Origin of the sequence: Bradyrhizobium sp. CCH5-F6, from assembly GCF_001556045.1 — a bacterium.
Lineage (GTDB): Bacteria > Pseudomonadota > Alphaproteobacteria > Rhizobiales > Xanthobacteraceae > Bradyrhizobium.
The window spans coordinates 25,533-51,353 of record NZ_LSIC01000078.1 but is presented as its reverse complement, the minus strand read 5'-3'; the positions used below and the strand labels follow the sequence as shown (position 1 = coordinate 51,353).

At 64.5% G+C, this 25,821-nt stretch carries 23 protein-coding genes; 12 read left to right on the top strand and 11 right to left on the bottom strand.

Annotated features, from left to right (window positions below):
* Nucleotides 1-23 precede the first annotated feature (23 nt).
* Nucleotides 24-299, top strand: coding sequence for a DUF1488 family protein (locus AX729_RS14470; protein ID WP_027543415.1), 276 nt, complete (start codon nucleotides 24-26; stop codon nucleotides 297-299).
* Nucleotides 300-470: 171 nt separating this feature from the next.
* On the opposite strand, the gene AX729_RS14465 is transcribed toward AX729_RS14470, so the two are convergent.
* Nucleotides 471-953, bottom strand: coding sequence for a CinA family protein (locus AX729_RS14465; protein WP_061024083.1), 483 nt, complete (start codon nucleotides 951-953; stop codon nucleotides 471-473).
* A gap of 143 nt (nucleotides 954-1,096) precedes the next feature.
* Here AX729_RS14465 and AX729_RS14460 point away from each other — a divergent pair, with 143 nt between their 5' ends.
* The 3 genes from AX729_RS14460 to AX729_RS14450 are packed head-to-tail and all read left to right on the top strand — an operon-like array spanning nucleotide 1,097 to nucleotide 3,759.
* Entirely contained in the window at nucleotides 1,097-2,155 is a 1,059-nt protein-coding gene (locus AX729_RS14460) for an amidohydrolase family protein (protein WP_061024081.1), read from the top strand.
* Nucleotides 2,156-2,180: 25 nt separating this feature from the next.
* Nucleotides 2,181-3,293 carry an amidohydrolase family protein gene (locus tag AX729_RS14455; protein WP_061024079.1) on the top strand — a complete coding sequence of 371 codons (1,113 nt, stop codon included), beginning with the start codon at nucleotides 2,181-2,183 and terminating at the stop codon, nucleotides 3,291-3,293.
* 52 nt (nucleotides 3,294-3,345) lie between these two features.
* The gene (locus tag AX729_RS14450) at nucleotides 3,346-3,759 is read left to right on the top strand and encodes a Rieske (2Fe-2S) protein (protein ID WP_061024077.1); all 414 of its coding nucleotides are present in this window, start codon (nucleotides 3,346-3,348) and stop codon (nucleotides 3,757-3,759) included.
* 183 nt (nucleotides 3,760-3,942) lie between these two features.
* Here the strand turns inward: AX729_RS14450 and AX729_RS14445 are convergent, their stop codons facing one another.
* Nucleotides 3,943-5,271, bottom strand: a complete 1,329-nt coding sequence (locus AX729_RS14445; RefSeq protein WP_061024075.1) for an MFS transporter — start codon at nucleotides 5,269-5,271, stop codon at nucleotides 3,943-3,945.
* Nucleotides 5,272-5,416: 145 nt separating this feature from the next.
* Nucleotides 5,417-6,316, bottom strand: coding sequence for a transcriptional regulator GcvA (locus AX729_RS14440; RefSeq protein ID WP_061024073.1), 900 nt, complete (start codon nucleotides 6,314-6,316; stop codon nucleotides 5,417-5,419).
* 110 nt (nucleotides 6,317-6,426) lie between these two features.
* Between AX729_RS14440 and AX729_RS14435 the strand changes: the two genes are divergently transcribed.
* Complete coding sequence (locus tag AX729_RS14435; RefSeq protein ID WP_061024070.1) at nucleotides 6,427-6,630, top strand: DUF1127 domain-containing protein; 204 nt, start codon at nucleotides 6,427-6,429, stop codon at nucleotides 6,628-6,630.
* Nucleotides 6,631-6,698: 68 nt separating this feature from the next.
* Nucleotides 6,699-7,322: a GNAT family N-acetyltransferase gene (locus AX729_RS14430; protein WP_061024068.1), complete on the top strand. Its 624-nt coding sequence runs from the start codon at nucleotides 6,699-6,701 to the stop codon at nucleotides 7,320-7,322.
* A 50-nt stretch (nucleotides 7,323-7,372) separates the two neighbouring features.
* Here AX729_RS14430 and AX729_RS14425 read toward each other — a convergent pair whose 3' ends face one another.
* Nucleotides 7,373-8,215 (bottom strand): oxidoreductase, encoded by an 843-nt coding sequence (locus tag AX729_RS14425; protein WP_061024066.1) that lies wholly within the window; start codon nucleotides 8,213-8,215, stop codon nucleotides 7,373-7,375.
* A 122-nt stretch (nucleotides 8,216-8,337) separates the two neighbouring features.
* On the opposite strand from AX729_RS14425, the gene AX729_RS14420 reads away from it, so the two are divergent.
* On the top strand, nucleotides 8,338-9,228 hold the full coding sequence (locus AX729_RS14420) for a LysR family transcriptional regulator (protein ID WP_061024063.1): 891 nt from the start codon (nucleotides 8,338-8,340) through the stop codon (nucleotides 9,226-9,228).
* A gap of 194 nt (nucleotides 9,229-9,422) precedes the next feature.
* Here the strand turns inward: AX729_RS14420 and AX729_RS14415 are convergent, their stop codons facing one another.
* Nucleotides 9,423-10,253, bottom strand: coding sequence for an enoyl-CoA hydratase (locus AX729_RS14415; protein ID WP_061024062.1), 831 nt, complete (start codon nucleotides 10,251-10,253; stop codon nucleotides 9,423-9,425).
* 152 nt (nucleotides 10,254-10,405) lie between these two features.
* Complete coding sequence (locus tag AX729_RS14410) at nucleotides 10,406-11,107, bottom strand: SDR family NAD(P)-dependent oxidoreductase (protein ID WP_061024059.1); 702 nt, start codon at nucleotides 11,105-11,107, stop codon at nucleotides 10,406-10,408.
* 221 nt (nucleotides 11,108-11,328) lie between these two features.
* Between AX729_RS14410 and AX729_RS14405 the strand changes: the two genes are divergently transcribed.
* Together AX729_RS14405 and AX729_RS14400 are read left to right on the top strand one after the other, a co-directional pair.
* Entirely contained in the window at nucleotides 11,329-13,113 is a 1,785-nt protein-coding gene (locus AX729_RS14405; protein ID WP_061024257.1) for an acyl-CoA dehydrogenase family protein, read from the top strand.
* A gap of 40 nt (nucleotides 13,114-13,153) precedes the next feature.
* Nucleotides 13,154-14,242 (top strand): Zn-dependent alcohol dehydrogenase, encoded by a 1,089-nt coding sequence (locus tag AX729_RS14400; protein ID WP_061024058.1) that lies wholly within the window; start codon nucleotides 13,154-13,156, stop codon nucleotides 14,240-14,242.
* Here AX729_RS14400 and AX729_RS14395 read toward each other — a convergent pair.
* The 5 genes from AX729_RS14395 to AX729_RS14375 all read right to left on the bottom strand — a co-directional run bounded on the left by AX729_RS14395 (nucleotide 14,239) and on the right by AX729_RS14375 (nucleotide 20,521).
* Complete coding sequence (locus AX729_RS14395; protein WP_245325169.1) at nucleotides 14,239-15,720, bottom strand: putative hexosyltransferase; 1,482 nt, start codon at nucleotides 15,718-15,720, stop codon at nucleotides 14,239-14,241. The genes AX729_RS14400 and AX729_RS14395 overlap by 4 nt on opposite strands.
* 241 nt (nucleotides 15,721-15,961) lie before the next feature.
* Nucleotides 15,962-17,434: an amidase gene (locus AX729_RS14390; RefSeq protein ID WP_061024055.1), complete on the bottom strand. Its 1,473-nt coding sequence runs from the start codon at nucleotides 17,432-17,434 to the stop codon at nucleotides 15,962-15,964.
* Nucleotides 17,435-17,537: 103 nt separating this feature from the next.
* Complete coding sequence (gene mbfA, locus AX729_RS14385) at nucleotides 17,538-18,509, bottom strand: iron exporter MbfA (RefSeq protein ID WP_061024054.1); 972 nt, start codon at nucleotides 18,507-18,509, stop codon at nucleotides 17,538-17,540.
* A gap of 66 nt (nucleotides 18,510-18,575) precedes the next feature.
* Nucleotides 18,576-19,724, bottom strand: a complete 1,149-nt coding sequence (locus AX729_RS14380) for an alpha/beta hydrolase (RefSeq protein ID WP_061024051.1) — start codon at nucleotides 19,722-19,724, stop codon at nucleotides 18,576-18,578.
* A 152-nt stretch (nucleotides 19,725-19,876) separates the two neighbouring features.
* A complete protein-coding gene (locus AX729_RS14375; RefSeq protein ID WP_061024049.1) occupies nucleotides 19,877-20,521 on the bottom strand; it encodes a TetR/AcrR family transcriptional regulator in 645 nt (214 codons plus the stop codon).
* Nucleotides 20,522-20,611: 90 nt separating this feature from the next.
* Here AX729_RS14375 and AX729_RS14370 point away from each other — a divergent pair, with 90 nt between their 5' ends.
* The 3 genes from AX729_RS14370 to AX729_RS14360 are packed head-to-tail and all read left to right on the top strand — an operon-like array spanning nucleotide 20,612 to nucleotide 25,808.
* Nucleotides 20,612-21,688, top strand: a complete 1,077-nt coding sequence (locus AX729_RS14370) for an efflux RND transporter periplasmic adaptor subunit (RefSeq protein WP_061024046.1) — start codon at nucleotides 20,612-20,614, stop codon at nucleotides 21,686-21,688.
* Nucleotides 21,685-22,758: an efflux RND transporter periplasmic adaptor subunit gene (locus AX729_RS14365; protein WP_061024044.1), complete on the top strand. Its 1,074-nt coding sequence runs from the start codon at nucleotides 21,685-21,687 to the stop codon at nucleotides 22,756-22,758. Before AX729_RS14370 ends, AX729_RS14365 begins: the two co-directional genes overlap by 4 nt.
* Nucleotides 22,755-25,808, top strand: a complete 3,054-nt coding sequence (locus tag AX729_RS14360) for an efflux RND transporter permease subunit (RefSeq protein ID WP_061024043.1) — start codon at nucleotides 22,755-22,757, stop codon at nucleotides 25,806-25,808. Before AX729_RS14365 ends, AX729_RS14360 begins: the two co-directional genes overlap by 4 nt.
* Nucleotides 25,809-25,821: the final 13 nt, after the last annotated feature.

Genomic DNA, 25,821 nt, shown 5'->3' with positions numbered 1-25,821 from the left:
GGGGGCTCGACCGGGACGACTTGATGCCGCTCACGCGCGACAAGATCATTGGCCATGATCTCGAACGTCTGGCCTTTCGCTTCACCATGCTGAACGATGGCGAGGTCGTGCAGTGCCAGATCAGCGACGCTGCCATGGACGAGCTCGCGGGCATGCAGGGCACCGAGAGCAGCGCGCGCCAGGCACAATTTTTGTCGCTGCGCGAAACCATCGAACGCATTGCGTCGGACCTCTACGACGAAGCGCCGCGGTTTCAGGGATATGTGGTGCGGATCTTCATGCGGCATTTGGGGCGGTGAGGTCGCCATACTCTCTGCCGTCATTCCCCGCGAAGGCGGGGAATCCAGTACGCCGCGGCGTCTCGTTTCGATCACTGCCGTCTCGGAGTACTGGATCGCCCGGTCAAGCCGGGCGATGACAGTGGTGTTGGTGGTGAGGCGGTCTCTACTCACTCACTTGCGGCACCAGCGTCACCCCTCCAGCTTCCTCAGCAGCAACTTCAGTGCCGCCGCCGCGAACGCCTCCATGTTCGCAAGCCGGTCGTTGCTACCCGTCTCCAGCGTCATCACTTCGGGCACGGGTCCCGCCACCGCCATGCAGCTATGGCCGGCGGCATCGCCGTAGCGGTTGCCGCTGGGGCCGGCTGCGCCGGTTTCGGACAGGCCCCAGTCGCTGTTGAAGCGCGTTCGCATCTGCTCGGCCAGCAATTGCGCATAGGGCTCCGAGGAGGAGCGAAAGCCCTTCATGCCCTCATCCGAAATGTCCATCAGCACGCGCCTTGCATCGCGGGTGTAGACCACGGCACCGCCGAGGTAATAGGCGGAGGCGCCGGGCACCGCGAGCAGGCTGGCCGAGATCAGGCCTCCGGCCGAGGATTCGGCCACCGCAATGGTCTGCTTGCGCGCGATCAGTCTGGCGGCGACCTGTTCCGCAATGCCGACGAGCTCTTTCATTCCTGCACCTCTCATCCCGCAACCGAGCCCAGCCTTCCTAGCATATGCCGGCCGCCTTGGCCGAGTTGCGGGCACGGGGCAGTCCTGCTTGAATGGCAGGTGCAGAACAAGACGTGACGAGGAAACGTGAGAAGGGAGACGTGATGGCGTCCCTGATCGCCGGCGGCATCGATTGCGACGTGCATCCGGCCGTGCCGCATCTGACCAGCCTGCTGCCTTATCTGAACGATTACTGGCGCGATCAGGTGACGACGCGCGGCATGGTCGACCTCGTCTCGCAATCCTATCCCGAGAGGTCGCCGATCACGGCGCGGCCCGATTGGCGTCCGGAGACCGGCAAGCCGGGCGAAAGCCTGGCGGACATGCAGCGCCATGTGCTCGATCCCTTCCAGCTCAAGCATGCCATCTGCAACCCGCTCTACGGCGTGCAGATGGTGTTCTCCGAGGACATGCAGGCCGCCTTTTGCCGCGCGCTGAACGATTGGCTGGCGAAGGAATGGCTCGATCGCGACGCGCGGCTGCGCGGCTCGATCGTGATCCCCACGCAAAGCGTCGAGAAGGCGGTCGCCGAGATCGAACGCTGCGCGCCGGACAAGCGCTTCGTGCAGGTTCTGATGCTGGTGATGGGGGACGTGCCGCTCGGCAAGCGGGCGCTGTGGCCGATCTATGAGGCCGCGGAACGGCTGCAACTGCCGGTCGGAATCCACGCCGGTTCCGCCTATCACAATCCGCCGACCGCCGTGGGGTGGGGGTCCTATCACATCGAGGATTATGTCGGTCAGGCCCAGGCCTTCCAGACCCAGCTCACCAGCCTGATCGTCGAGGGCGTGTTCGCCAAATATCCGCGCCTGAAAATGGTGATGCTGGAGTCCGGAGTCTCCTGGATCGCACCCTATCTCTGGCGCCTGCACAAGTTCTGGCGCGGGGTGCGGATGGAGACCCCATGGGTCGATCGCGCGCCGCTGGAGATTGTGCGCAGCAACATCCGCTTCTCGTTACAGCCATTTGATGCGCCGCCGGAAGCCGAGACATTAATTCGCCTGTTTGATCATATGCAGTCGGACGAATTGGTCCTATTCTCCACCGACTATCCGCACTGGCAGTTCGACGGCCAGGACGCGCTGCCCGAAGGTCTGTCCCCCGATCTCGTGCGCAAGATCATGATCGACAATCCGTATGCAACCTATCCCCGCCTGACGTAAGCCCGCTGCCAAAGGAGGCAAGGCGATGAATATCCAGTTCCGCGAGAGCCAGGAAGCCGCTTCCCCGCTGACCGTCAAAACCGCGATCGCGGACTGCGACATCCATCCGGCACGCGCCACCCGTACCGAGCTCTATCCCTACCTCGCCAAACGCTGGCAGCATCACCTCGAAGTCTATGGTGTCCATGCCTATCAGGGCATGATGGAAGGCCCGCCCTATCCGAAGGCGCAGCCCAACGCCTCGCGCCGCGATGCCTATCCGCCGGAGGGCGGCCCGCAGGGCTCCTCGCTGTCTTTCATGCAGAAGCAGCTGCTCGATCCCAACAACGTGCAGCTCGGCGTGCTCAATCCGCTCAACACCGGGCAGGGCATCCGCAATCACGAGCTTTCGGCGGCCTTATGCTCGGCGATCAACGACTGGCAGATCGACAAATGGACCTCCAAGGACAAGCGGCTGAAAGCGTCCATCGTCGTTGGCAATGAGGACGGGCTGTCGGCCGCCGCCGAAATCCGCGAGCGCGCCGGCGACAAGAACTTCGTGCAGGTGCTGTTGCTCAGCCGCAATGTCGAGCCGCTCGGCCAGCGCCGTTATTGGCCGATCTACCAAGCCGCGGAAGAGGCCGGCCTTCCCGTCGGCGTCCATGCCTTCGGCTTCGGCGGCAACCCGATCACGCCCTCGGGCTGGCCGTCCTATTACATCGAGGAGATGGTGGGCCACTCGCAATGCCAGCAATCGGCGCTGGCGAGCCTCGTGCTGGAAGGCGTGTTCGAGCGCTTCCCGAAACTGAAAATGGTGATGATCGAGGCCGGCTTCGGCTGGGCGCCGTCGCTGGCGTGGCGGCTGGACAAGGTCTGGCAGCGGCTGAGGAGCGAGGTGCCGCATGTGAAGCGGCCGCCGTCGGAGTACATCCGCGAGCAGGTGTGGTGGACGACGCAGCCGATGGAGGATCCGGAGCGGCGCGAGGATCTGTTCGACGTCATCAAATGGATCGGCTGGGACCGGCTCCTGTTCGCGACCGATTATCCGCATTGGGATTACGATGAGCCGTCGCGTGTCTTGCCGGCGGGCGTCAGCGAGGCCAATCGCGAGGCGTTCTATCTCGGCAACGCCAAGAAGCTTTACGGGATCACCGCATGATCCGGAAAAGTGTGAAGCGGTTTTCCGATCAGATCATGCGGAAGACATAGGCATGGCCCGACATGTCATTGCCGCGGTCGATGAGCTTCCGCCGGGCACGCGAAAATTCCTGGAGATCGACGGGCGGCCGATCGCGGTCTTCAACATCAAGGGCGAGTATTTCGGCCTGATGAACCGCTGTCCGCATCAGGGTGCGGCGCTGTGCGAGGGGCCGCTGATCGGGCTCGCACAATCGAACAATCCCGGCGAGATCGAATACACGAAGCTCGGCGAGATCATCCGCTGCCCCTGGCACGGCTGGGAATTCGACATCCGCACCGGCCAATCCTACTGCGACCCCCGCCGCTTCCGCGTGAAGGCCTATCCGGCCCATGTCGAGCCGGGCGCGAGCGTGGTGAAGGGGCCATATGTCGCCGAGACGATCCCGGTCAGGATCGAGAGCGACTACGTGGTGGTGGAGCTGTAAGCGGCACGATCAGTGCGCCCCCTCGCCCCGTTCTTACGGGGAGAGGGCTGGGGTGAGGGGCCTCTCTCCGCACGTGGGATCGTCGAGAGACCTGTACCCCTCACCCGAATTCGATCTGCGATCGAATTCGACCTCTCCCCGCAAGCGGGGAGAGGTGAAGAGAGTGCGCGCCCGAAACGATGTTCAACGCCCCGCGACCGGCTCCGGCACCGCGTCATATGCCGGCACCGCCTTGCCGCCGCGATACACCGTCGAGGCCGCGATGATGCCGAGCAGGGCGGCGAACATCAGCCAGTAGCCGGGCGAGGCCTTGTCCCCGGTCCGCTCGATCAGCCAGGTCGAGGCGAACGGCGTGAAGGTGCCGAACAGGGCGGCGGCGAGCGCGAACGCCAGCGAGAAGCAGGTGGTGCGCACATGCGCCGGCACGATCTCGACGAGGGCACCCAACATGGTGCCGCTGTAGACGCCGAAATAGAACGAGAACATCATCTCGACCGCGAGCAGCTTGCCGAAGGTCGGCGCCGCCACCAGCCAGTGCAATGCCGGATAGGCGGTCACCAGCGACAGGCAGGCGATCGCGATCAGCACCGGCTTGCGGCCAATGCGATCGGAGAGCGCGCCGCCGACCGGATTCCAGATGAAGTTGGCCACCGCGACGAGCAGCGTGACCAGCAGCGCGTCATGCGTCGACAGCTTCAGCACGGTCTTGCCGAAGGTCGGCGTGTACACGGTGACGAAGTAGAAAGTCGTCGTGGTCAGGATCGCGATCATCATGCCGAGAACGACGATGCGCCAGTTGGCGAGTGCGGAGGCGAACACCTCGCTCGCGGTCGGATGCTTCTTCATGGCGAGGAAGGCCGGCGTCTCCTCCAGCGTTCGCCGCAGGAGGAAGATCAGCGGAATGATCAGGCATCCCACGAAGAACGGGATGCGCCAGCCCCAGGCGGCCACGGTGTCGGCGGGCATCACCTCGGAGAGGATGTAGCCGAGGATCGAGGCCACGAAGATCGCGACCTGCTGGCTCGACGACTGGAACGAAGTGTAGAAGCCGCGATTGCCCGGCGTCGCGATCTCCGCAAGATATACCGACACGCCGCCGAGCTCGACGCCGGCCGAGAAGCCTTGCAGCAGGCGGCCGATCAGCACGATGATCGGCGCCGCGATGCCGATGGTTGCGTAGCTCGGGCAGAACGCGATGACGATCGTGCCGAAGGCCATGATGCCGAGCGTGACGATCAGGCCCTGGCGGCGGCCGATGCGGTCGATATAGGCACCCAGCACGATGGCGCCGACGGGTCGCATCAAGGCGCCGAGCCAGAACACGCCGAAGGTGTTGAGCAGCGACGCGGTCTCGTCGGTGGAGGGGAAGAACGCCTTGCCGATCGCGGTGGCATAGAAGCCGAACAGGAAGAAGTCGAACTGTTCGAGGAAATTGCCTGATGTGGCGCGCAGGATCGCGCCGACGCGCGACTTGATTGCGGGCGGATTGGTTGAGGCGGCTGTTCCAGCCATGACGTTGCTCCCTTTCGAAAGACGCGGCCGGGCCGGAATCCATTTCACGGCAAGGCGACAGATTGATGCTGCGACAATCTGTCATACCCCTTCTCGCGCGGGGCGGGGCGAGTCAACCGGTTTTGGGGAGGAAGCTGCTGATTTTTCAGCCTTTATTTTGCGTTGCAGCGACGATCCATTGCCGGAAGGCCGCAAGCTTCGGCGCCTCACGGCGGCCTTCCGGTGCGACCAGGTAGAACCCGGCATCGGCCGGCAGCGCGATCTTGAAGGGGACGACGAGGCGGCCCTTGGCGATGTCGTCCTGCACGTAGGAGGTCCGTCCCATCGCCACGCCGATGCCGTCGATCGCGGCCTGGATGGTCATGAAGATCATGTCGAAGGTGATGCCGGGCTGTCTCGCGATATCGACGGGCAGGCCCGCCGCGGTCAGCCACAGCCGCCAGTCGTCGCTGTTGGTGTTCGAGGTGTGCAGCAGCGGATGGTTGCGGAGATCCTCAGGCCGGCGCAGCGGCTTGTCGGCGCGCAGCAGTGACGGACTGCACACCGGAAACAGCTCGTCCGCCATCAGCCAGTCGGCGCGCACGCCCGGCCACTGGCCGCGGCCATAGCGGATCGCGGCATCGACATTGTCGCGCTGGAAGTCGACCAGGCCGGTCGAGGTGGTGATACGCACGTCGATGCCGGGATGCTGCTCCTGGAAATCGGTCAGCCGCGGCAACAACCATTTTGCCGCGAGCGAGGCCAGCGTCGACACGGTCAGCACCTTGTCGTCCTCTTTGCGCAGCAGGCGATCGGTGGCGAGCCGGAGGTCGTTGAAGGCGGCGCGGACGCCTGGGAGGTAGTCGCGCGCCTCCGGCGTCAGCGCCAGTGCGCGGTTCTGCCGGATGAACAGGCGGATGCCGAGCTCTTCCTCCAGCCTGCGGATCTGATGGCTGATCGCAGTCTGGGTCACGTTCAGCTCGCTGGCTGCCAGCGTGAAGCTGAGATGGCGCGCGGCGGCCTCGAACGCCCGCAAGCCGTTCAGGGAGGGCAATCTGGCAGTCATCTGGCAGCAGGATACATGACGTTAATTCATGCGAAAAGGTACAAATTGTCGTTTGTCGCAACGCACAAGGAAGCAGATATTGGCAGCAACCCTAGCTCCAGGAGCTGAAAATGTCCACTTTGACTGACAATTCGATGACAAATCATCATGTGCCTGGCCTGATCGAGCAGATCGGCGAGACGCTTCACGTCTGGCACGAGCGCTACCGCACCAGGCGCGAGCTGACCAACTGGACGGCGCGAGACCTTCAGGACGTCGGGCTGTCCTGGACGGACGTTGCCTACGAGGCCGACAAACCCTTCTGGCGGGCCTGATTGGCCGCCAGGCCGGCGCTGCCTGACCACAGGGGCGCCGGCGGTCCCTCTTCCGCACGGCATGTGTCATGAGCATCCTTCGCCTCGAAGACCTGAAGCAACATTCGGATAGCCTGCGCACCCGCGACGGAACGGTGCTCAACGTTCGCTTCGTCGAGCCGCGCGATATCGATGAACTCCAGCACTATTTCCGCTCGCTCTCGAGCCGCTCCCGCTACAACCGGTTCTTCGGCGCGATCAGCGAGCTACCCGAGGGGCTGCTGCACGATTTCCTCGAAGTCGGCGAGCGCGAGCGCTTCACGGTGGTCGCGACCATGACGGTCGACGGCTTCGAAACGATCGTCGCCGAAATGCGCTATGCGCTCCAGGCCGAAACCGCGACAGTCGAGTTCGGCCTCTCGGTTGGCGACCGCTGGCAAGGCCACGGCATTGCCTCCGCGCTCTTGAAGAACCTCGAATGTCGCGCGGCCGCGCTTCGAGCCGAGCACGTGTTCGGCGACACGCTGCGCTCCAACGAAGCCATGGTCTCGCTCGCGCGCAAATCCGGCTTCTCCTTCGTCAATCATCCCGACGACTGGAAGCTGGTGCGTTTCGACAAGGAGATCAGCGTCGCGCCGAGAGACATTCCCTGCGCGAGCTGGCGCCTCGCCGCCCTTTCCCGTCAGGCCGTCAGCCCCTCAGCCACGGCCTGACACCACTGCAGCCCGGCCTGGCCAAGCCAGAGCCGGGTATTTTTTTGTCCTTATGCGGCATCGTTGTCGGTAAAGTCGGTCGAAGTCGCGACCGCCAGCCACTCCGCCAGCTCTTTCGCAACGAACGCGTTCTTCGCCTCGATCCGCTCGACCGTGTCGCTGCCGAGCGGCAGCCGCAGCGGCGGGTTCTTGGCATCAGCCAGCTTCAAGAAGGACTGCGCCAGCTTGCGCGGATCACCGCGCTGGGCGTGGTTCACGTCAGCCGCGTGCGCGCGGGTCTTGCCGACGCTCTCGTGATAGTCGTCGATCACCTGCGCGGTGCGCGACAGCGAGGTCTCGTCGAGGAAGTCGGTGCGGAAGAAACCCGGCTCGACCACGGTGACCTTGATGCCGAGTGGCGCGACTTCGCTGGCCAATGCTTCGCTGAGTCCCTCGACGGCGAATTTGGTCGCGCCATAGACACCCCAGCCGGGATAGCCGGTGTAGCCGCCGACCGACGAGATGTTGATGACGTGGCCGAATCGCTGTCGGCGCATATGCGGCAGCACGGCGCGGGTGACGCTGAGGAGTCCGAACACGTTGGTGCCGAACAGCTTGCGCGTCTCTGCGTCGCTGGCTTCCTCGATCGCGCCCAAGAGGCCATAGCCGGCATTGTTGACGAGGATGTCGATGCGGCCGAAGCGCTTGACTGCCAGGCCCGCGGCCTCGTGCGCTTCCGCCTCGCTGGTGACGTCGAGCCGGGTCGCGAGCAGCCGCTTGTGACTGCCGAGCCGAGCGGTGACGGTGGAGGTATCGCGCGCGGTGGCGACCACCGCGTCGCCTGCCTTGAGGGCTGCTTCGGCGATCAACGCCCCAAATCCGCGAGACGCCCCCGTGATGAACCAGACACGCATGATGTTGCCCTTTCCATTTAAGGCCGCGGCGATCTGCCGAGGCCGACGGGCAAGGTGTAGTGGCTCGTCATAACTGAGATAATCCGCTATGTATTCGACGTGCTACTGAGAAAAATTCATCAATGAGAATCGACCCGTCCGACCTCGCGACCTTCCTCGCCATCGCTCGCCACCGCAGCTTTCGCGCGGCGGCGACCGAGCTCGGCGTCACGCCATCGGCGCTATCGCATGCCCTGCGCAACATCGAGGAGCGGCTCGGCCTGCGCCTCGTCAACCGCACCACCCGCAGCGTGGCGCTGACCGAGGCCGGCGAACGGCTGTTCGCCCGCATCACACCGGCCTTCCGAGACATCGACGATGCGCTCGAGGATCTCAACAATTTCCGCGGCAAGCCCGCCGGCACGCTGCGCTTCACCGCCGCGCGCCAGTCGGCGCAGTTGGTACTGCTGCCGATCGTGACCCGCTTCTTGAAGTCGTTCCCTGACGTCAGCGTCGAGATCGTCGTCAACGACGCCCTGATCGATATGGTCGCGGCCGGCTTCGATGCCGGTGTCCGCTTCGGCGAGACCATTGCCGCCGACATGATCGCCGTGCCGATCGGTCCGCGGCACCGCTTTGCCGTGGTGGGCTCGCCCGCCTTCTTCAAGGTGCATAAGCAGCCAAACACACCGCGCGATCTCAAAGGCCTGCCCTGCATCCGCTACCGCTTCACCTCAGGCGCGCTCTATCACTGGGAGTTCGAGCGTGGCGGTATCGAGCTCGCCATCGACGTCACCGGGCCGCTGACCATGAACGACCAGGGCCTGATGGTCGATGCCGCGCTCGACGGGGCTGGTTTGGCCTATGTATTCGAACAGCAGGTGGAAACACTGCTCGCCAGGCGGAAGCTGGTGCGGGTTCTCACCGACTGGTGCCCCGCCTATCCCGGCTTCTTCCTCTACTATCCAAGCCGCCGCCAATTGCCGGCTGCGCTGCGGGCATTCGTGGATTTTGCGCGGACGCCTGCCAAGTAACCCGAGTCGAGCGACGTGTATCCCGTCATCCCGAGGTGCGATGCCTGGGACGCAAGCGTCCCATGGGGAGCCTCGAAGGATGATCGGCCCGATGCTCATGAAACGCGACTCGCAACCACAGCCGGGCTGTCGCCCTTCGAGGGCCGCGAAGGCGCGGCCGCCTCAGGGTGACGGTCAGAGATTGCCGTATCCTGCTACTTCCCCGTGAACACCGCCTTGCGCTTCTCGATGAAGGCCTGCACCGCCTCCTTGTGGTCGGCGGTCGTGGTCAGGCGGATCAGCCGTTCAGCCTCGTGGTCGCGCGCCGTTTCGAAGTCGAACAGCACGGCCTCGTCGAGATTGTCCTTCATGTAGCGCAGCGCCAGGCGCGGACCTTCGGCGAGCGATCTGGCCAGCGCGAAGGCCTCGGTTTGCAGCTTGTCGTCAGGCACCACGCGGTTGACGAGGCCGATGGCTTCGCAACGCGCGGCATCGACGCGTTCGCCGGTGAACATCAACTCGCGCGCCCGCGCGGTGCCGACGAGCCGGGTCAAGAGCCAAGCGATGCCGTAGTCGCCGCTGAGTGCGATGCGGGCATAACCCGTCGCAACGAAGGCCGATTGCGCGGCGATGCGGATATCGCAGGCCATCGCGATGGCAAGCCCGGCGCCGACTGCGGGCCCGGGCAGGGCGGCGATGGTCGGCTTGCGCACCGACGCCAGCGCGCCGGTCAGCAGCCGCTGCCGTTCCTGCAGATCGGCGATGCGATCTTCGAGCGACATCTCCAGCTTCTTGGGGTCGCGATGGGCGCCCATGCCCTTGACGTCGCCGCCGGCGCAGAACGCTTCGCCTGCGCCGGTGATCAAGAGCGCGCCGACATTGCGATCCTCACCGCAGGTCCGAATCATCATGCGCAGAGCCGGCGTCAGTAAGTCCGACAGCGAATTGCGCGCCTCCGGCCGGTTCAGCGTGATCACGGCGACGCGATCACGGATGACGCAGAGGAGCTCGCTGGTGCCGGTGTCGATGGTGGTTTCCGTGGTCATAGATCCTCCCTGTTCTTGCTGGCTCGTAGGGTGGTTTAGCTGAGCGGACTGCGCCTAGCGCAGTCTGCTCGGCGTAAACCACCTCCTTAGTGTCCGCGGAGACAGAAGAGGTGGGTTACGCCTTCGGCTAACCCACCCTACGGCATCTCATCTCAAAACCTCTCCACCCAGGGCCGCAGCTCCAACTCCCAGCTCCAGGCGCTGCGCGGCTGCTGCAGCACGTTCCAATAGCTCTCCGCGATCGCGTCGGGATCGAGCATCGAATCCGGCCTGTCCGCCGGTTCGGTTCGCTCCGCGCTGCGGATGCCGCCGTCGATGACGAAATGCGCGACATGGATGCCCTGTGGCGACAATTCGCGCGCCATGCTCTGCGCGAGGCCGCGCAGCGCGAACTTGCCCATCGCGAAGGGCGCGGACTGCGCATAGCCCTTGACGCTGGCGGAGGCGCCGGTGAACAGGATCGCGCCGTGCTTGTTCGGCAGCATGCGCCTGGCAGCCTGCTGCGCCACCAGGAAGCCGCCATAGGCGCTGACCGCAATCGCCTGCGCGACGTCGGCCGGAACGAGGTCGACGAACGGCCCGCGCGTGCGGCCGCTGGCATTGTAGACGACGAGGTCGGGCGTTCCGATCTCGCGCTCGACGAGGCCGAACAGCCGCTCCACCTCGTCGGGCTCGGTGGCGTTGCAGGCATAGGCCTTTGCGCCGGTCGCGCTGCAGAGCGCGCCGAGCTTTTCGATCTTTCGCGCGGCGAGCGCGATGCGGATACCCTGGGCGGAGAGCAGCCGCGCCAGCGAGGCACTGAGGCCTTCGCCGGCGCCGACGATGAGGGCGATCTTGTATTTCGGATGTTCCATGGCGTGATCTCTCGGAAACGGGAGCCGCTGATCTAGGCATGGGCCGTGCGAACAACCAGCCGGGTCGATCACAATTCCGCAGAGCGAATTGCTCCTCCACGGCGATCATGCCGCCCTGATAATTTGCGGCTTTATCGCTGCCTGCGACTGGAGCATGATCGACAACATCCAAAGCAGCAAGCGCAAAGAATTGCCGTCGGATGGAAACGAAGAGGACGATCATGCACAAGCCGGTCACAGCGCAGCCACAAAATGTCGCGGCCGCACCATCCGGCCTGCTGGCGCCCGATACGTCAGGCATGAATTTCTACCGCGCCGATCCGGCGCTGGCCGATCTCCTGCGCATTCATCTGCCGGACACGTTGTTCCGCCACATCGAGCCGCATCTCGATCGTCTCGGCGAACTGGCCGGCGGCCATCTCGACGAGTGCGCGCGGCTCGCCGACCGGCACACGCCGGTGCTGCACCAGCGCGACAAGTTCGGCCGCGACGTGCAGTGGATCGAATATCACCCGGCCTATCGCGAACTGGAGAATGCCGCGTTCGGCGAGTTCGGCATCCACGCGCTCTCGATCCGCAAGGGCATCATGGGCTGGCCGGACAAATATCCCGTCGTGGCCAAGCACGCCTTCACCTTCCTGTTCAACCAGACCGAATTCGGCATGGGCTGCCCGATCAACGTCACCGACGGCTGCGCAAAACTGCTGGCGAATTTCGGCAGCGAGGCGCTGAAGGCGAAATACCTCGACGGCTTGACCTCGACCGACATGAGCAAGCTGACCCAGGGCGGCCAGTTCATGACCGAGAAGGAAGGCGGCTCCGACGTCGGCACGCTGACCACGCGCGCGGTGCAGGAGGGCGACCACTGGCGTCTCTACGGCGAAAAATGGTTCTGCTCGAATGCGGACGCCAAGGTCGTGATGCTGCTCGCGCGCCCCGAAGGCGCCGGCCCCGGCACGCGCGGCGTCGGCCTGTTCGTGATGCCGCGCTTTCTCGACGACGGCTCGCAGAACAACTATCGGATCGTGCGCCTCAAGGACAAGCTCGGCACGCGTTCGATGGCCTCTGGTGAGATCAAGCTCGAAGGCGCGATCGCCTATGCGGTCGGCAAGCTCGACCGCGGCTTCGTGCAGATGGCCGAGATGGTGAACTCGTCGCGCCTCTCCAACGGCGTCAAGTCCACCGCGCTGATGCGCCGCGCCTATCATGACGCGATGACGGTGGCGACAAACCGTGTTGTGTTCGGCAGCCGCATCATCGACCTGCCGCTCGGGCGCCGCCAGATGCTGAAGATCATGCTGCCGGTCGAGCAGGCGCTTTCGATGAGCTTTCTCACCGCCGATGCGCTCGATCGCGCCGAAGCCGGCAGCCAGGATGCCGCGGCGCTGCTGCGCATCCTCACCCCGACGCTGAAATTCCGCGCCACGCGCGATGCGCGAAAGGTCTGCGGCGATGCGCTCGAGATGCGCGGCGGCATCGGCTATATCGAGGAATTCGCCACCGCCCGCCTGCTGCGCGATGCGCATCTCGGCTCGGTTTGGGAAGGCACCGGCAACATCGTGGCCATCGATGCGCTGCGGCGCGCGGTCGGCCGTCACGGCGCTGAATCGGCACTCGCGGCCGATCTGCACGCCCGGCTCGACGACAGCGCCTCCGTGCCGCAGGCCTGGAGCGACCGTCTGCGTGGCCTCGCCGATCGCGCCGTCGACTTCGCACGCGAAGTCGCGGCCAGGTCCGAGAACGAGGCGGATGCGCGCCGGGCCACCAGCCTGCTCTATCATGTCGCCAGCGCGGTCGCGCTCGCCTGGGAGGCGCATCGCATCCACGCCATGCGCGGCGATGCGCGCCGCCTGCTGTTGTCACGCCTCGTGGTCGACCATCGCGTGCTGCCGAGCGATCCGTTCCGGCTGACGGAAAATGCCGCGCAGGCGAAGATCGCCGCGCTGCTGCTCGGCGATCGCGCAGGCAGCATGAGCGAGGTTGGCGAACTGGTTCTGGCGGCGTAGGCTGCGCGTTCAAACAAAGAAAAACGACAGGGAGTGCTCGATGAAGGCCGCCGTCCTCTATGAAGTCAACCAGCCGCTGGTCATCGAAGATGTCAGCCTGCCGAAGCCCGGCCCGCGCGAAGTCCTGATCCGCACCACGGTCGCCGGGCTCTGCCATTCCGATCTGCATTTCATGGAAGGGCTCTATCCGCATCCGCTGCCCGCGGTGCTCGGTCACGAATCCGCCGGCGTCGTCGAGCAGGTCGGCTCCGATGTCACTTACGTCAAGCCGGGCGACCACGTCGTCACCTGCCTGTCGGTGTTCTGCGGCACCTGCGACAATTGCACCACGGGCCGCACCGTGCTCTGCACCGACACCACCGTGAAGCTGCTGCCTGGTGTCTCGAACCGCATGCAGTGGTCGAAGCCGGAAAAGCTGCACCAGTTCCTCAACCTCTCCTCTTTCGCCGAGCAGATGCTGGTGCACGAGAACGCCATCGTCAAAATCAGGAAGGAGATGCCGCTCGATCTCGCCGCGCTGATCGGCTGCGGCGTCATCACCGGCTACGGCGCGGTGGTGAACACGGCGAAGGTGACGGCCGGCGAGACCGTGGCCGTGATCGGCTGCGGCGGCGTCGGCATGGCGGCGATCAATGGCGCGCAGATCGCCGGCGCCGGCCGCATCATCGCCATCGACACCAATCCGGCCAAGCTCCAGCTCGCGACCAAGCTGGGCGCGACCGACATCATCAACCCGGCTGACGGCGACGTGGTGAAGCAGGTTCGCGATCTCACCAATGGCGGCGTACATCATTCCTTCGAGGTGCTCGGCCGCAAGGAAACCGCGGAGCAGGCGTTCGGCATGCTCGCCTCCGGCGGCACCGCGACGATCGTCGGCATGATTCCATTCGGCCAGAAGATCGAGCTGCACGGCTTCGACTTCCTGCGCGAGCGCAAGATCCAGGGCTCGTCGATGGGCTCGAACCACTTTCGCGTGGACATGCCGCGCCTTGTCGACTTCTACCTGCGCGGCCGCCTGCATCTGGAAGACTGGATCTCGGCCAAGCTGAAGCTGTCCGAGATCAACGAGGGCTTTGCCAACATGAAGGCCGGCAAGACGCTGCGCAGCGTGATCGTGTTCGATAGCTAGCGCAAGCGAGGCGCCAGGTCCGGGCCGTCGGCCGAGGCGCAGCGCGACTCCTTGACGAGCAGCAGCGTCATCGCCGTGGCTAGTCCCGCGGCGAGCATGTAGGCGGGGGACGCATTCAAGCCGGCGCCAACGAACAGCAGATAGGAGAACAGTCCCGCGGTCGATGCGGCGAAGCCGAGCCAGGCAAGCCTCGGAAGGCGAAATCCACGCTCGCCGCTCCGGAGATCAAGCACGAGGTAGAATACCAGAAAGGTGTTGCAGAGCGCCGCCGGCAGCAGACCCATGACGATCCCGCTCTCGAACGCGAGGTAGGATAGCACGCCGTCGACCTGGGCAATCACCGCGAACGGCAGATAGCGCAGATTGAGGCAGGCCAGGGCAATGCACGCGAGTTCGAACCCGTAGAAGTAGCGCTCGTGCATCTTCGGGAGCAAGTACGGCATGAGGATGAGCGATACACACGCCACGAGCAGAATGAACTCCGGGCCCTCCCGTTTGGCGCGCGCGATGAAGATCGACAAGGCAAGCCCGCTCGCAGCCGCGAGCACCAGGCCGGCGGCGACTCCGATCGCATACGGCGTGCCTCCAGCGAACACCCAGAGGTTCGCGGCATTCATGGACAGACGATGAAAGGTGTGAGCCTGGTCGAGATAGATCCCGAGCACAGACACCAAGGACCTGCCGGCGATGAGCACCGGAATGGCGAGGATCACATAGACTGCAGGAATTGCAGCGAGCCATGCCAGCTGGATCCTGCGGCGCAGAATCATGCCCAGCACGAAGGGTCCCAGGAATACGCCCTGGGCCTTCACCGAGAAAGCCATCGCGAACGGCAGAGTGCCATTTCGGTCCCGCATGAACATCGACACGGAAACCAGCGTGAAGAAGGCCCAGATCGAATCGGCTTGCCCCCACATGGCGCCGTTGAACAACACCGTCGGTGCAAGCCAGACCGCACAGAAGGCAAGGGACGTGCGCAACGGCAGCTTCGTAAATCGCCAGACCATCCGGGCCACGACGATCGCGCAACCGAACTCGAAGATGGTCGAGATCATCTTCACGAGGGAAAGCGGCTGGCCCAGCCGGTCAAATTGGGCGGCGATCAGCAGGAAGTAGCTGTAAATCGGGGTGTAGTTGGTAAAAGCGTCGGCAAGCCCGCCGATGCCGTGATCCCGGGCAAAGGTATACCAGGTAATGTATTCAGCGGCGTCGGCGGTCGCGTGTTCCCGCACGAGGTAACGGAGCCCAAGGCCGACAATCCCGCACCCGACAGCCACGGCAATCGGAATGTGCCATCTCTTGGGTAGCGCCTCGTCTGTACCGACGCCTTGGTAGGGGGCGCGGAGCGCGCCTATCTCAGCAGTGTTTTCTGTCACGCAATCACTCTTGCCGGATTGAGCGGTACCGATTGCCGGTTCAAAGGCATTCCAAGCTTTGCAACGCGTCCATAGCGACGCCTCGGCTGCGAGAGGCGTCATGCTGTGACCTGCAATCTCTACCGAGAAACAATTGCCGGTTGCGTAAATGCGGGTCGTGCAGGTTGCACATCGCCGCTGGGAGGAGATTATTGGTTAGCGATTGCTTTAAGATCGCTCCCGAAACGCCGGAGAGAGCCGCACCCCTCCCAGGCTCAAACCTTCTCCGCGCGTTTCCGGCGCTGCCCCTGGCGGCACCCGTTGATGAGGCGGCGCGACCGCCTCGCGGGCACCGAGGCGATAACTAATCATCAAACATCTGTGGCGGCACGAACCCGCCGAACTCGCGCTCGATCAACTCGGCGAGCTTGAGCGGCGTGCGGTCCTCGAGGAAGGGGCCCACGACCTGTACGCCGACGGGCAGGCCGTCCTTCGACAGGCCGAGCGGAACGGCCGTCGCCGGTAGGCCCGGAAGCGTAGCGACGCCCGGCCAGGCGAGCTGGTCGGAATAGGGATAGTCCTTGCCGTCGATGCTGATCGTTCGCAAGGCTTGCTCCGGCGAATGATCATGCGGATAGGCCGGCGTCGGCATGATCGGGCAGATCACCGCGTCAAAGCTCCTGAATAGCGCACGCCATTGCGCGCGCAACCCGGCGCGCGCAGCGGCGTCGAGCACCCAGGCGCGATGGCTTGAGGTGATGCCGCGCAGTCGCTCCGCGCCGAGGTTGCGATCCTCGGGCAAAAGCTGGCTAGCCCGCGCCTGCGCATCCGCAAGCTCATCCGGCGGGAGGAACGCGCCGAGGAAGCCCAGCAGCATGCGCATGTAAAGCCGCGACGTCTCCGTGAAGTCCGGGAGCAGCGCGCTCTCGCGCGCGACCGTCACGCCGGCCTTCGTGAGGTCGGATGCGAGCTTGTCGATCGCGCCGCGCACGTCCCGGTCGGTCGGCAACAGCGGGTGGCTGTCGATCACTAGGACGCGAAATTCCCGTAGCGACTGATGCCGTGCAACAGGCAGATCGAGCTTGTAGGCGATGCCGGCGTCCAGCGGATCCGGTCCGGCCATGACGTCGAGCAGCAAGGAAAGATCCGCCGCGGTGCGCGCCATCGGTCCGATGACGGCGAGGTCGTTGTCGCGCGGAATGGCTGGGAACGGCGGCGGGGTCTCGCCACGTGCCGCGCAGAGATTGAGGGTCGGCTTGTGAGCGAAGACGCCGCAATGAAATGCCGGCACACGCAGGGAGCCGCCGATGTCGGAGCCGGTGGCGAGCGCGCAATAGCCTGCGGCGAGGGCCGCGGACGATCCTCCGGAGGATCCGCCCGGCGTTCTGCCGAGATCATAGGGGTTGTTGGTGGTGCCGTAGATGTCGTTGTAGCTCTGCCAGTCTCCGAGGCCTACCGGCACGTTGGTCTTGCCGAGGATCACGCCGCCGGCCTGCTTGATACGGGCGACAGGTAGTGCGTCTTCCACAGGCTTGAAATCCTTCTGCGGAACGAACCCCCAGGTCGTCGGCAGGCCGGCGATGTTGAAGGATTCCTTGATCGTCACGGGCAGGCCGAGCAGCGGCTTGCGCTCGCCGCGCGCCAGCGCCGCGTCCGCCTCGCGCGCCGCGACGAGCGCGCGCTCGAAATCGCGTACGCAGATCGCATTGATCTTGCCGTCGTGCCGTTCGATGCGGCCGATCGCATCCCGTGCGAGCTCGACCGCGGAAACCTTCTTTGCGGTCAGCGCGGCCGACAGCTCGACCGCGCTCCTGAAACTCCATTCCGACCTCGCCACGGCGCTTCTCCCGCTCTGGTTGTTGGAGGATGATGCGCAGTTTGGCCGAACGCGGCAACGGCTGTTTGATGGCGATTGCTATGTCAGTGGGACAGTGTGGCTCCTACGCCGCCCCGATCACGATCCCCACCGCCAGCACGATGGCGCCGCCGAGGACGATCTGGAACACGGCCTGGAGGAACGGCGTGTCCATGTAGCGCGAGCGGATGAAGGCGATCGCCCACAATTCGAAGAACACGACGACGCATGCAATCGCGGTGGCGATCCAGAACGCGTTGGCCCAGCTGTCGGGTACGAGATAGGGCGCGGTATGGCCGAGCCCGCCGAGCGTGGTCATCGCGCCGCAGGTGATGCCGCGCAGCCAGGGCGAGCCGCGCCCGGTGAGCGAGCCGTCGTCGGACAGCGCCTCAGCAAAACCCATGCTGATCCCGGCGCCGATCGAGGCGGCGAGGCCCACCAGGAACGTCTGCCAGTTCTGGTGCGTGGCGAAGGCGGCGGCGAACAGCGGCGCCAGCGTCGAGACCGAGCCGTCCATCAGGCCGGCGAGGCCCGGCTGCACATATTGCAGCACGAACATCCGGCGTCGCGTGCGGTCTTCCTCGGCGCGCACGTCGGGCTTCAGGATCTCGTCAGTGAGTTTCGCGGCGGTATGCTCATGAGCCTTCTCGGCTTCGGCGAGATCCCCGAGCAGCCGGCGCACGTTGACATCCTCGGCCTGCTCGGCGGCCTTCGCATAGAAGCGCTCGGCCTCCAGTTCCATGGTCTCGACTTCCTTCCGGATCGTGTCGAGCGGCAGGTTCTTGGTCAGCCAGATCGGGCGGCGGCGCAGGAAGCCCTTGACGTCCTCGCGGCGGATCGGCGGCAGATGCTGGCCGAAGCGCTGCTCGTACGTTTCCAGCAGCATGTGGCGATGGCCGCGTTCCTCCTCGGCCATCTGCTCGAACAGCTTCGCCGAGTCGGGATAGCGCTCCTTCAGGTCCTCGGCGAAGGTCATGTAAATGCGGCTGTCTTCCTCCTCGGAGGAGATCGCAACCGCCAGCACCTCGCGCTCGGTCAGATCGGCAAAGTTCTTCACGGCCGGCCCATCATCTAGTTTAGAATAATTCTAAACTATATAGGGCGCGGTGGTTCCCCGGTCAAATCAGGCGGTGCCGGCCCTGATGAGGAAGTCCAGCAGCAAGCGGGTGACCTCGGCCGGCTGCTCCTGCTGCACCCAATGGCCGGCGCCGTCGACGAGATGGCAGCCGAGCATCTTCGTGCACGCGCTTTTCTGCATCGCCTCGAACACGCCGGGGCGCTGATAGGTGCCCCAGTCCTGCTTGCCGGAGATGAAGCAGGAGGGCACGTCGATGCTGCGGCCGGCAAACAATTGCAGCTCCCTGTTGAGCGTGCCCGATGTGCCGTAGCGATACCATTGCAGCCCACCCTGAAATCCAGTGCGGCCATATTCGCCGCTGTAATAGGCGAGGTCGCTGTCGGGCAGCCAGCGATTGGCAGCGATCGCCGCGCGCGAGGGCATCTCCTTCGCCACCGTCTCGGCCATGGTCTCGCGCAGGTCCATCACGTAGTAGGTCGGCAGCTTCGCAAGCTCACCCGCCGACCACGACTCGAGCGGATACGGCTTGTTGTCGGTCCAGTCGGCACTCTTGTGATGATAGTAGGCGCGCAGGAAATCGTGCACGCCCTGCGGCGCGTGCTGCATGTCCGCGTTCGCCTCGCGCGTCGAGTAGTACCATTGATAGTGCTTTCGCGGCCGCGGCAGCGCGGCAAGCTCGCGATGAACGGGGTCTTCCGCCGCAGGCTTTGCCGGCGTGTCGACCGTGCCGAACGCCAGCGGCGGCGGTCCGCCGAACGGCGCGCTCATCATCGTCACCGAGCGAAACACGTCGGGCCGGATCAAGGCGCACCAGGCTGCGACAGGGCTGCCGAAATCATGGCCGACCACATCGACCTGCCTGTAGCCGAACGCAAACACCAGGGCGAGCGCATCGCGCACGAGATTGAGGAGCGAGAAGGGGGCGAGATCGCCGTCGTACTCCGCACTCCATCCCGTCGTGCGTCCATAGCCGCGCTGATCCGGCGCGATCACGTGATGACCCGCGTCCGCCAGCGCCGGCATCACCTTGCGCCAGGAGAAGGCAAGCTCCGGAAAGCCGTGCAGCAGCAGGATGCAGCGCCGCCCCTTGGTCTCGAAGCCCGCCTCGAGCACATGCATGCGCAAGCCGTTGATGCCGTCGACGTGACGCGAGCGGATGCCGGCGGGCAGGGGGATGTTGGGGAGATCGGCCATGATGTTTCCCGATGACTGAGGATTTGCTGATGCGGCCTGTTGCGAGGGACAATTGTAGGGACATTCGGACCGGCAACAAGCGCGGCGCCAGGATCATAGCGTGATCTGATGTGCGTATCGTCCAGCCGCGTCCGACGATCTCGACCGCCCCGTCAGCCGCGATCGTGTTGCAAGGCAGGTTGCACGATGCCTTGCATCAGCAAGTCGATACTCGCCTCGGTGAATGCTTCGACGTCGATCGGCCGGCGACTGCCGAAAAGCAGCGACCAGAAGCTGAGGAACAAGCCTGGACTCAGCATCAGTTCGGTGAATGCCATGGCAGGAAACGGCCGGAACTCACCCGCGGCGATGCCGTCTGCGATCAGCTCCTCGAAGCGCTCGATCATCGGGCGAATGAATTCGTCGTAGTGCCGGTCGACCAGGCCGGGAAACCGGCTGCCCTCGGCGATCAGGAAGCGGAGCGTCTCGCGTGAGGATCGGTCTTCGGCGATGTACTTGTGGACGAAGACGATCATCGATCGCAGGCGCTCTGCACAGCTCCCCTGCAATCCACTCGCGTAGTCTTGAACCTTGGGAAAGAACGACTGTGACTTGTAGCGGATCATCTCGTCGAAGACCCGCTCCTTGGTGTCGAAATAGAAATAGATCGTCCCTTTCGTCACCCCGGCGCGCGCAGCCACGTCTTCCAGGCGAGTGGCCGCGTAACCGCTTTTCACGAATTCCTCGAAAGCCGCTTCAAGAATTTCCCCGGGACGCTCCGCTTTCCGACGGGCTCGTTTCTTGGGTTCACCTGTCATTTACCACCACACAATCACCGTCACCACATTATTATTGACTTTGCCGTCAGTCAATAATAATCCCGGCACGCTACTCTGTAGAGGCAGGCGATGCGATCACTCTTCCGGATTCAACTTTTGGTCTTGCTGGCGGTGTCGACTTCCGCCTGCGGGAGAGACCAGGCGCCGGTTCGCCCTGCGGCGCTGGTCAAATCCGAAGTCGTCAGCCTGAAGCCGCGCCAGACGGCCATCCGCTTGTCCGGCGATGTCCAGGCGCGCGTCAGCAGCGAATTGTCGTTTCAGGTGAGCGGACGAGTGACCGAGCGGCTCGTCGATGTTGGAGACCACGTCAAGGCCGGTGAAGTGCTGGCCAGGATCGATCCCACCGAACAGCTCGCCGACCTCGAAGGCGCGAAGGCCGCCGTGACATCGGCCGAAGCGCAATTGCGGGTGGCCACAGCGAATTTCCAGCGTCAGAAAACCTTGATGGCCAGCGGATTCACGACCCGGCCCTCTTACGATCAGGCGCAGGAAGCGCTCCATACCGCCGAAGGAAATCTCGAAGCCGCGAGGGCCCAATTGGGCACTTCGACCGATGCGCTCGGATACACGGAGCTTCGGGCGAGTGCGGCAGGCATCATCACGGCCCGCAACATCGAGGTCGGCCAGGTCGCGCAATCGGCCCAATCGGCCTACACGCTCGCCGAAGACGGTGCGCGCGACGCGGTCTTCGACGTCTACGAATCCATCTTCCTGCAAAAGCCCGAAGGCGACACGATCCAGCTCGCGCTGGTGTCGAAGCCGGACATTACCGCGCTCGGCAAGGTTCGCGAAATTTCCCCCACGCTCGATCCCAAGACCGGGACCGTCAAGGTCAAGATCGATATCCTGAATCCGCCGCCGGAAATGACCCTCGGCAGCATCGTCATCGGGGAAGGCAAGAGCCGGCCCGTCGACAAGATCGTGTTGCCCTGGGATGCGATGTCGGCATCCCTGAAGGGGCCGGCCGTATGGGTCATCGACCCCGCGACCCATGCCGTTTCACTTCGGGACATCGTCGTCGAAAGCTACGAAACAAGCACTTTCGTGGTCGGCGCCGGGCTTGCTCTCGGCGAGCGCGTCGTCACGAGCGGCGGGAAATTGCTGCGGCCTGGCCAGATCGTGACCTTTGAAGGGAACGACGCATGAGCCGCCTCCGGACCCTTGGCATGATCGCGGCCTGCGCGATCCTCGCCGGTTGTGGCGACAAGCCCGCCGCGCCCGACCCGATCCGGCCGGTTCTCTCAATGGTGGTTGTCCCGCGCGGCGCCGCCAGCATCAGCGTGGTTGGAACGATCCAGCCGCGATATCAGACCGACTACGGATTCCGCATGCTGGGCCGCCTGATCGCGCGGCGAGTCAATGTCGGCGACACCGTCGAGAAGGGGCAGCCGCTCGCGGCCGTGGATGCGACCGCGGCCGAACTGGCCGTGAGGTCCACCATGGGGGCGCTGACCACCGCCCAGGGGCAGCTGTCCAACGCATCCGGCACGGCGGGGCGGCAGCGCACCCTGCTCGAAACCGGTGCCACGACGCAAGCAAGCCTCGACTCCGCCGAACAAAGCTATGCGGCGGCACAGGCCGGGGTCGTTCGCGCCCAATCCGATCTCGCCAAGGCGCGCGAGCAACTCGGCTATACCAAACTCAACGCAGAATATGCCGGTGTGGTCACGGCCGTCGGCGCGCAGGTCGGACAGATCGTCAGTCCCGGCCAGACCGTGGTTACCGTGGCTCGGCCCGACGTCCGCGAGGCGGTGATCGACGTCGCCTCCGATCTGGCCGAAACCCTGCAAACAGGCATGCCGCTGACAGTCAGCCTGCAGCTCGATCCCGACAGCCGCGCCGAGGGCAAGTTGCGCGAGATCGGCCCGCAATCCGACACGCTGACGCGTCTGCGCCGTGTTCGCATCACGCTCGAATCGGCGCCCGAAACATTTCGCCTGGGATCGACGGTCACGACATTCATTCCAGGCAAGCCGGTACCGGGATTTCGTCTGCCGTCGTCGGCGATCCTGACCCGGGACGGCAAGTCCAGCGTCTGGGTGTTCGATCCCGCGACGAGGTCGGTCGCAACGCGCAATGTCGAAGTCATCTCGAACGATGATGGCTCGGTCGACGTGACGAGCGGTATCGCGGCCGGCGACCGTGTGGTGACCGCCGGTGTGCATCATCTCAAGGAGGGCCAGAAGGTCCGCCTCGAACAGGAACCCGCAAATTGAAACCCTTCAACCTTTCCGACTGGGCGCTGCATCACCGCGCGCTGGTGTGGTACTTCATGATCGCCTTCATGGCTGTCGGCCTGTATGCCTATGTCAATCTGGGGCGCGAGGAGGATCCGGCCTTCACGATCAAGACGATGCTGATCCAGGCCAAATGGCCGGGCGCTTCGGCTGAGGAGGTCACCAAGCAGGTCACCGACCGGATCGAGAAGAAGCTGGAAGAGCTCGAAACGCTCGACTACACGAAGAGCATCACGACGCCCGGTCAAACCACGGTGTTCGTGAACTTGCGCGATACCACCAAGGCCCGCGACGTGGTCCCGACCTGGCTGCGCGTCCGCAACATGATCGCCGACATCCAGGGCGACTTTCCGAGCGGTGTCGTCGGCCCGGCATTCAATGATCGCTTCGGCGACGTTTTCGGCAACATCTACGCGCTCACCAGCGACGGCCTGACACAGCGCCAGTTGCGCGACCGCGTCGAGGACGTGCGCGCCAAGGTGTTGCAGGTCCCGGACGTCGGACGCGTCGATATCGTCGGCGCGCAGGACGAGGTGATCTATCTCGAGTTCTCGACCCGAAAGGTCGCGGCGCTCGGGCTCGACCAGCAATCGATACAGTCCTCGCTCCAGGCCCAGAACGCCATCACGCCGTCGGGCGTGCTGCAGGCGGGGCCGGAACGAATTCTCGTCAGGGTCAGCGGCCAGTTCACCACCGAAGAGAGCCTGAAGTCGATCAATCTGCGCGTCAACGATCGTTTTTTCCCCCTTACGGACGTGGCAACCGTCCGTCGCGGTTACGTCGATCCGCCGACGTCGCTGTTCAGGTTCAATGGCAAGCCGGCGATCGGCCTCACCATCGGCATGAAGCCGGGCGCCAATCTGCTCAAGTTCGGTGAGGCGCTGCAGAAAGAGATGGCACGCATCTCCGGCGACCTGCCGGTCGGCGCCGAGATCCATCTGGTATCGGACCAACCGAAGATCGTGGACGAGGCGGTCTCCGGCTTTACCCGTGCCCTGTTCGAGGCGATCGTCATCGTGCTGGCCATCAGCTTCATCAGCCTCGGCTTGCGCGCGGGCCTCGTGGTCGCGATATCGATTCCGCTGGTGCTTGCGATCACCTTCGTCGTCATGCTCTACACCGGCGTCTCTCTGCAGCGCATTTCGCTGGGCGCGCTCATCATCGCTCTCGGCCTGCTGGTAGACGACGCCATGATCGCCGTCGAGATGATGGTGGCCCGGCTGGAATTGGGCGATACGCTCGCCAAGGCGGCAACTTACGTCTATACCTCGACAGCCTTTCCCATGCTGACGGGCACGCTGGTCACCGTCGCCAGTTTCGTCCCGATCGGCCTCAACAGCAGCGCGGCCGGCGAATTCACCTTTACCCTGTTCGTCGTCATCGCCGTCTCGCTCATCGTGTCGTGGATCGTCGCGGTGCTGTTCACGCCTCTGCTCGGGGTTGCCATCCTGCCGAGCAGGATGGAAGGCCATCACGAGAAACAGGGCTGGTTCTCGGCCGCCTTCGGCCGCGCACTCAGGTTCTGCATGAACCACCGCTGGCTCACCATCGGCGTGACCCTCGGCGCCTTCCTGCTTTCGGTCTTCGGCCTGAGCTACGTGCAGCAGCAATTCTTTCCGTCGTCGGATCGCAACGAGTTGATCGTGGACTGGAATTTGCCGCAGAACAGCTCGATCGCGGAAACCAACGCGCAGATGGCGCAGTTCGAGCGGGAAGCCCTGCAAGGGCAGCGCGACATCGATCACTGGTCGACCTATGTCGGGCAGGGGGCTCCGCGCTTCGTGCTGTCTTTCGACGTGCAGCCGGCGGACGTCTCTTTCGGTCAAATGGTGATCGTCACGAGGAATCTCGAGGCCCGTGACCGGCTGAGAGGCGAATTGCAGGCCTACCTGAAGAAGACGTTTCCCGGGACCGACGCCAACGTGAAGCTGCTCGACATCGGTCCACCGGTCGGCCGGCCGGTGCAGTACCGGCTCAGCGGTCCGGACGTCGGAAAAGTCCGCGCCTATGCCCAGCAACTTGCGGGGTTGATGTCGGACAATCCGCATCTCGGCAGCGTGGTGTTCGACTGGATGGAGCCGGCCCGCGTCGTGAAGGTCGAAGTCTTGCAGGACAAGGCACGCCAACTCGGCGTCACCACCAAGGATATCGCATCGACGTTGAACGGCATCGTCGATGGAACCTCAATCACTCAGGTGCGCGACGACATCTATCTGATCAACGTGCTCGGCCGCGCCAACGACTCGGAACGAGGTTCGATCGAAACCCTTCGGAATCTTCAATTGTCGGGCACCAGCGGTCAGTCCGTACCGCTCGCGGCCGTGGCGCAATTCCGCTACCAGCTCGAGCAGCCGACGATCTGGCGACGCTCGCGACTTCCTACCATCACGCTCGCCGCCGGCGTGCTCGACGACGTGCAGCCGGCCACCATCGTCAAGCAATTGCAGCAGCCGATCGCCGAATTCTCGGCGAAACTGCCGGTGGGCTACCAGGTCGTGATCGGCGGTGCCGTCGAGCAGAGCGCCAAATCGCAGGCGCCGATCGCCGCGGTCATTCCCGTCATGTTGTTCATCATGGCGACCATCCTGATGATCCAGTTGCAGAGCTTCAGCCGGCTGTTTTTGGTGTTTGCGGTGGCGCCCCTCGCGCTGATCGGCGTGGTCGCGGCCTTGCTTCCGAGCAGGGCTCCGCTCGGCTTCGTCGCCATCCTTGGCGTGTTGGCGCTGATCGGCATCCTGATCCGGAACTCGGTGATCCTGATCGTGCAGATCGAACATCTGCGCGACGAAGGAAAGCCCGCCTGGCAGGCCGTGATCGAAGCCACCGAACACCGGATGCGCCCGATCCTGCTCACCGCCGCCGCGGCCAGCCTCGCGCTGATCCCGATCTCGCGGGAGGTTTTCTGGGGGCCGATGGCCTACGCCATGATGGGCGGCATCATCGTCGGCACCGTGCTGACTCTCCTGTTCCTGCCGGCGCTTTACGTGGCCTGGTTCCGCATCAAGCCGGAGGATGGGGCCGCGGCATGACATGCAGCGGCTC

Coding starts and splice junctions, on each gene's coding strand:
- AX729_RS14465 (WP_061024083.1), bottom strand. CDS start 953: ATGAAAGAGCTCGTCGGCATTGCGGAACAGGTCGCCGCCAGACTGATC.
- AX729_RS14380 (WP_061024051.1), bottom strand. CDS start 19,724: ATGGCCGATCTCCCCAACATCCCCCTGCCCGCCGGCATCCGCTCGCGT.
- AX729_RS14430 (WP_061024068.1), top strand. CDS start 6,699: ATGAGCATCCTTCGCCTCGAAGACCTGAAGCAACATTCGGATAGCCTG.
- AX729_RS14435 (WP_061024070.1), top strand. CDS start 6,427: ATGTCCACTTTGACTGACAATTCGATGACAAATCATCATGTGCCTGGC.
- AX729_RS14460 (WP_061024081.1), top strand. CDS start 1,097: ATGGCGTCCCTGATCGCCGGCGGCATCGATTGCGACGTGCATCCGGCC.
- AX729_RS14450 (WP_061024077.1), top strand. CDS start 3,346: ATGGCCCGACATGTCATTGCCGCGGTCGATGAGCTTCCGCCGGGCACG.
- AX729_RS14455 (WP_061024079.1), top strand. CDS start 2,181: ATGAATATCCAGTTCCGCGAGAGCCAGGAAGCCGCTTCCCCGCTGACC.
- AX729_RS14415 (WP_061024062.1), bottom strand. CDS start 10,253: ATGACCACGGAAACCACCATCGACACCGGCACCAGCGAGCTCCTCTGC.
- AX729_RS14410 (WP_061024059.1), bottom strand. CDS start 11,107: ATGGAACATCCGAAATACAAGATCGCCCTCATCGTCGGCGCCGGCGAA.
- AX729_RS14370 (WP_061024046.1), top strand. CDS start 20,612: ATGCGATCACTCTTCCGGATTCAACTTTTGGTCTTGCTGGCGGTGTCG.
- AX729_RS14440 (WP_061024073.1), bottom strand. CDS start 6,316: ATGACTGCCAGATTGCCCTCCCTGAACGGCTTGCGGGCGTTCGAGGCC.
- AX729_RS14400 (WP_061024058.1), top strand. CDS start 13,154: ATGAAGGCCGCCGTCCTCTATGAAGTCAACCAGCCGCTGGTCATCGAA.
- AX729_RS14420 (WP_061024063.1), top strand. CDS start 8,338: ATGAGAATCGACCCGTCCGACCTCGCGACCTTCCTCGCCATCGCTCGC.
- AX729_RS14445 (WP_061024075.1), bottom strand. CDS start 5,271: ATGGCTGGAACAGCCGCCTCAACCAATCCGCCCGCAATCAAGTCGCGC.
- AX729_RS14425 (WP_061024066.1), bottom strand. CDS start 8,215: ATGCGTGTCTGGTTCATCACGGGGGCGTCTCGCGGATTTGGGGCGTTG.
- AX729_RS14405 (WP_061024257.1), top strand. CDS start 11,329: ATGCACAAGCCGGTCACAGCGCAGCCACAAAATGTCGCGGCCGCACCA.
- AX729_RS14375 (WP_061024049.1), bottom strand. CDS start 20,521: ATGACAGGTGAACCCAAGAAACGAGCCCGTCGGAAAGCGGAGCGTCCC.
- AX729_RS14395 (WP_245325169.1), bottom strand. CDS start 15,720: ATGACGCCTCTCGCAGCCGAGGCGTCGCTATGGACGCGTTGCAAAGCT.
- AX729_RS14365 (WP_061024044.1), top strand. CDS start 21,685: ATGAGCCGCCTCCGGACCCTTGGCATGATCGCGGCCTGCGCGATCCTC.
- AX729_RS14470 (WP_027543415.1), top strand. CDS start 24: ATGCCGCTCACGCGCGACAAGATCATTGGCCATGATCTCGAACGTCTG.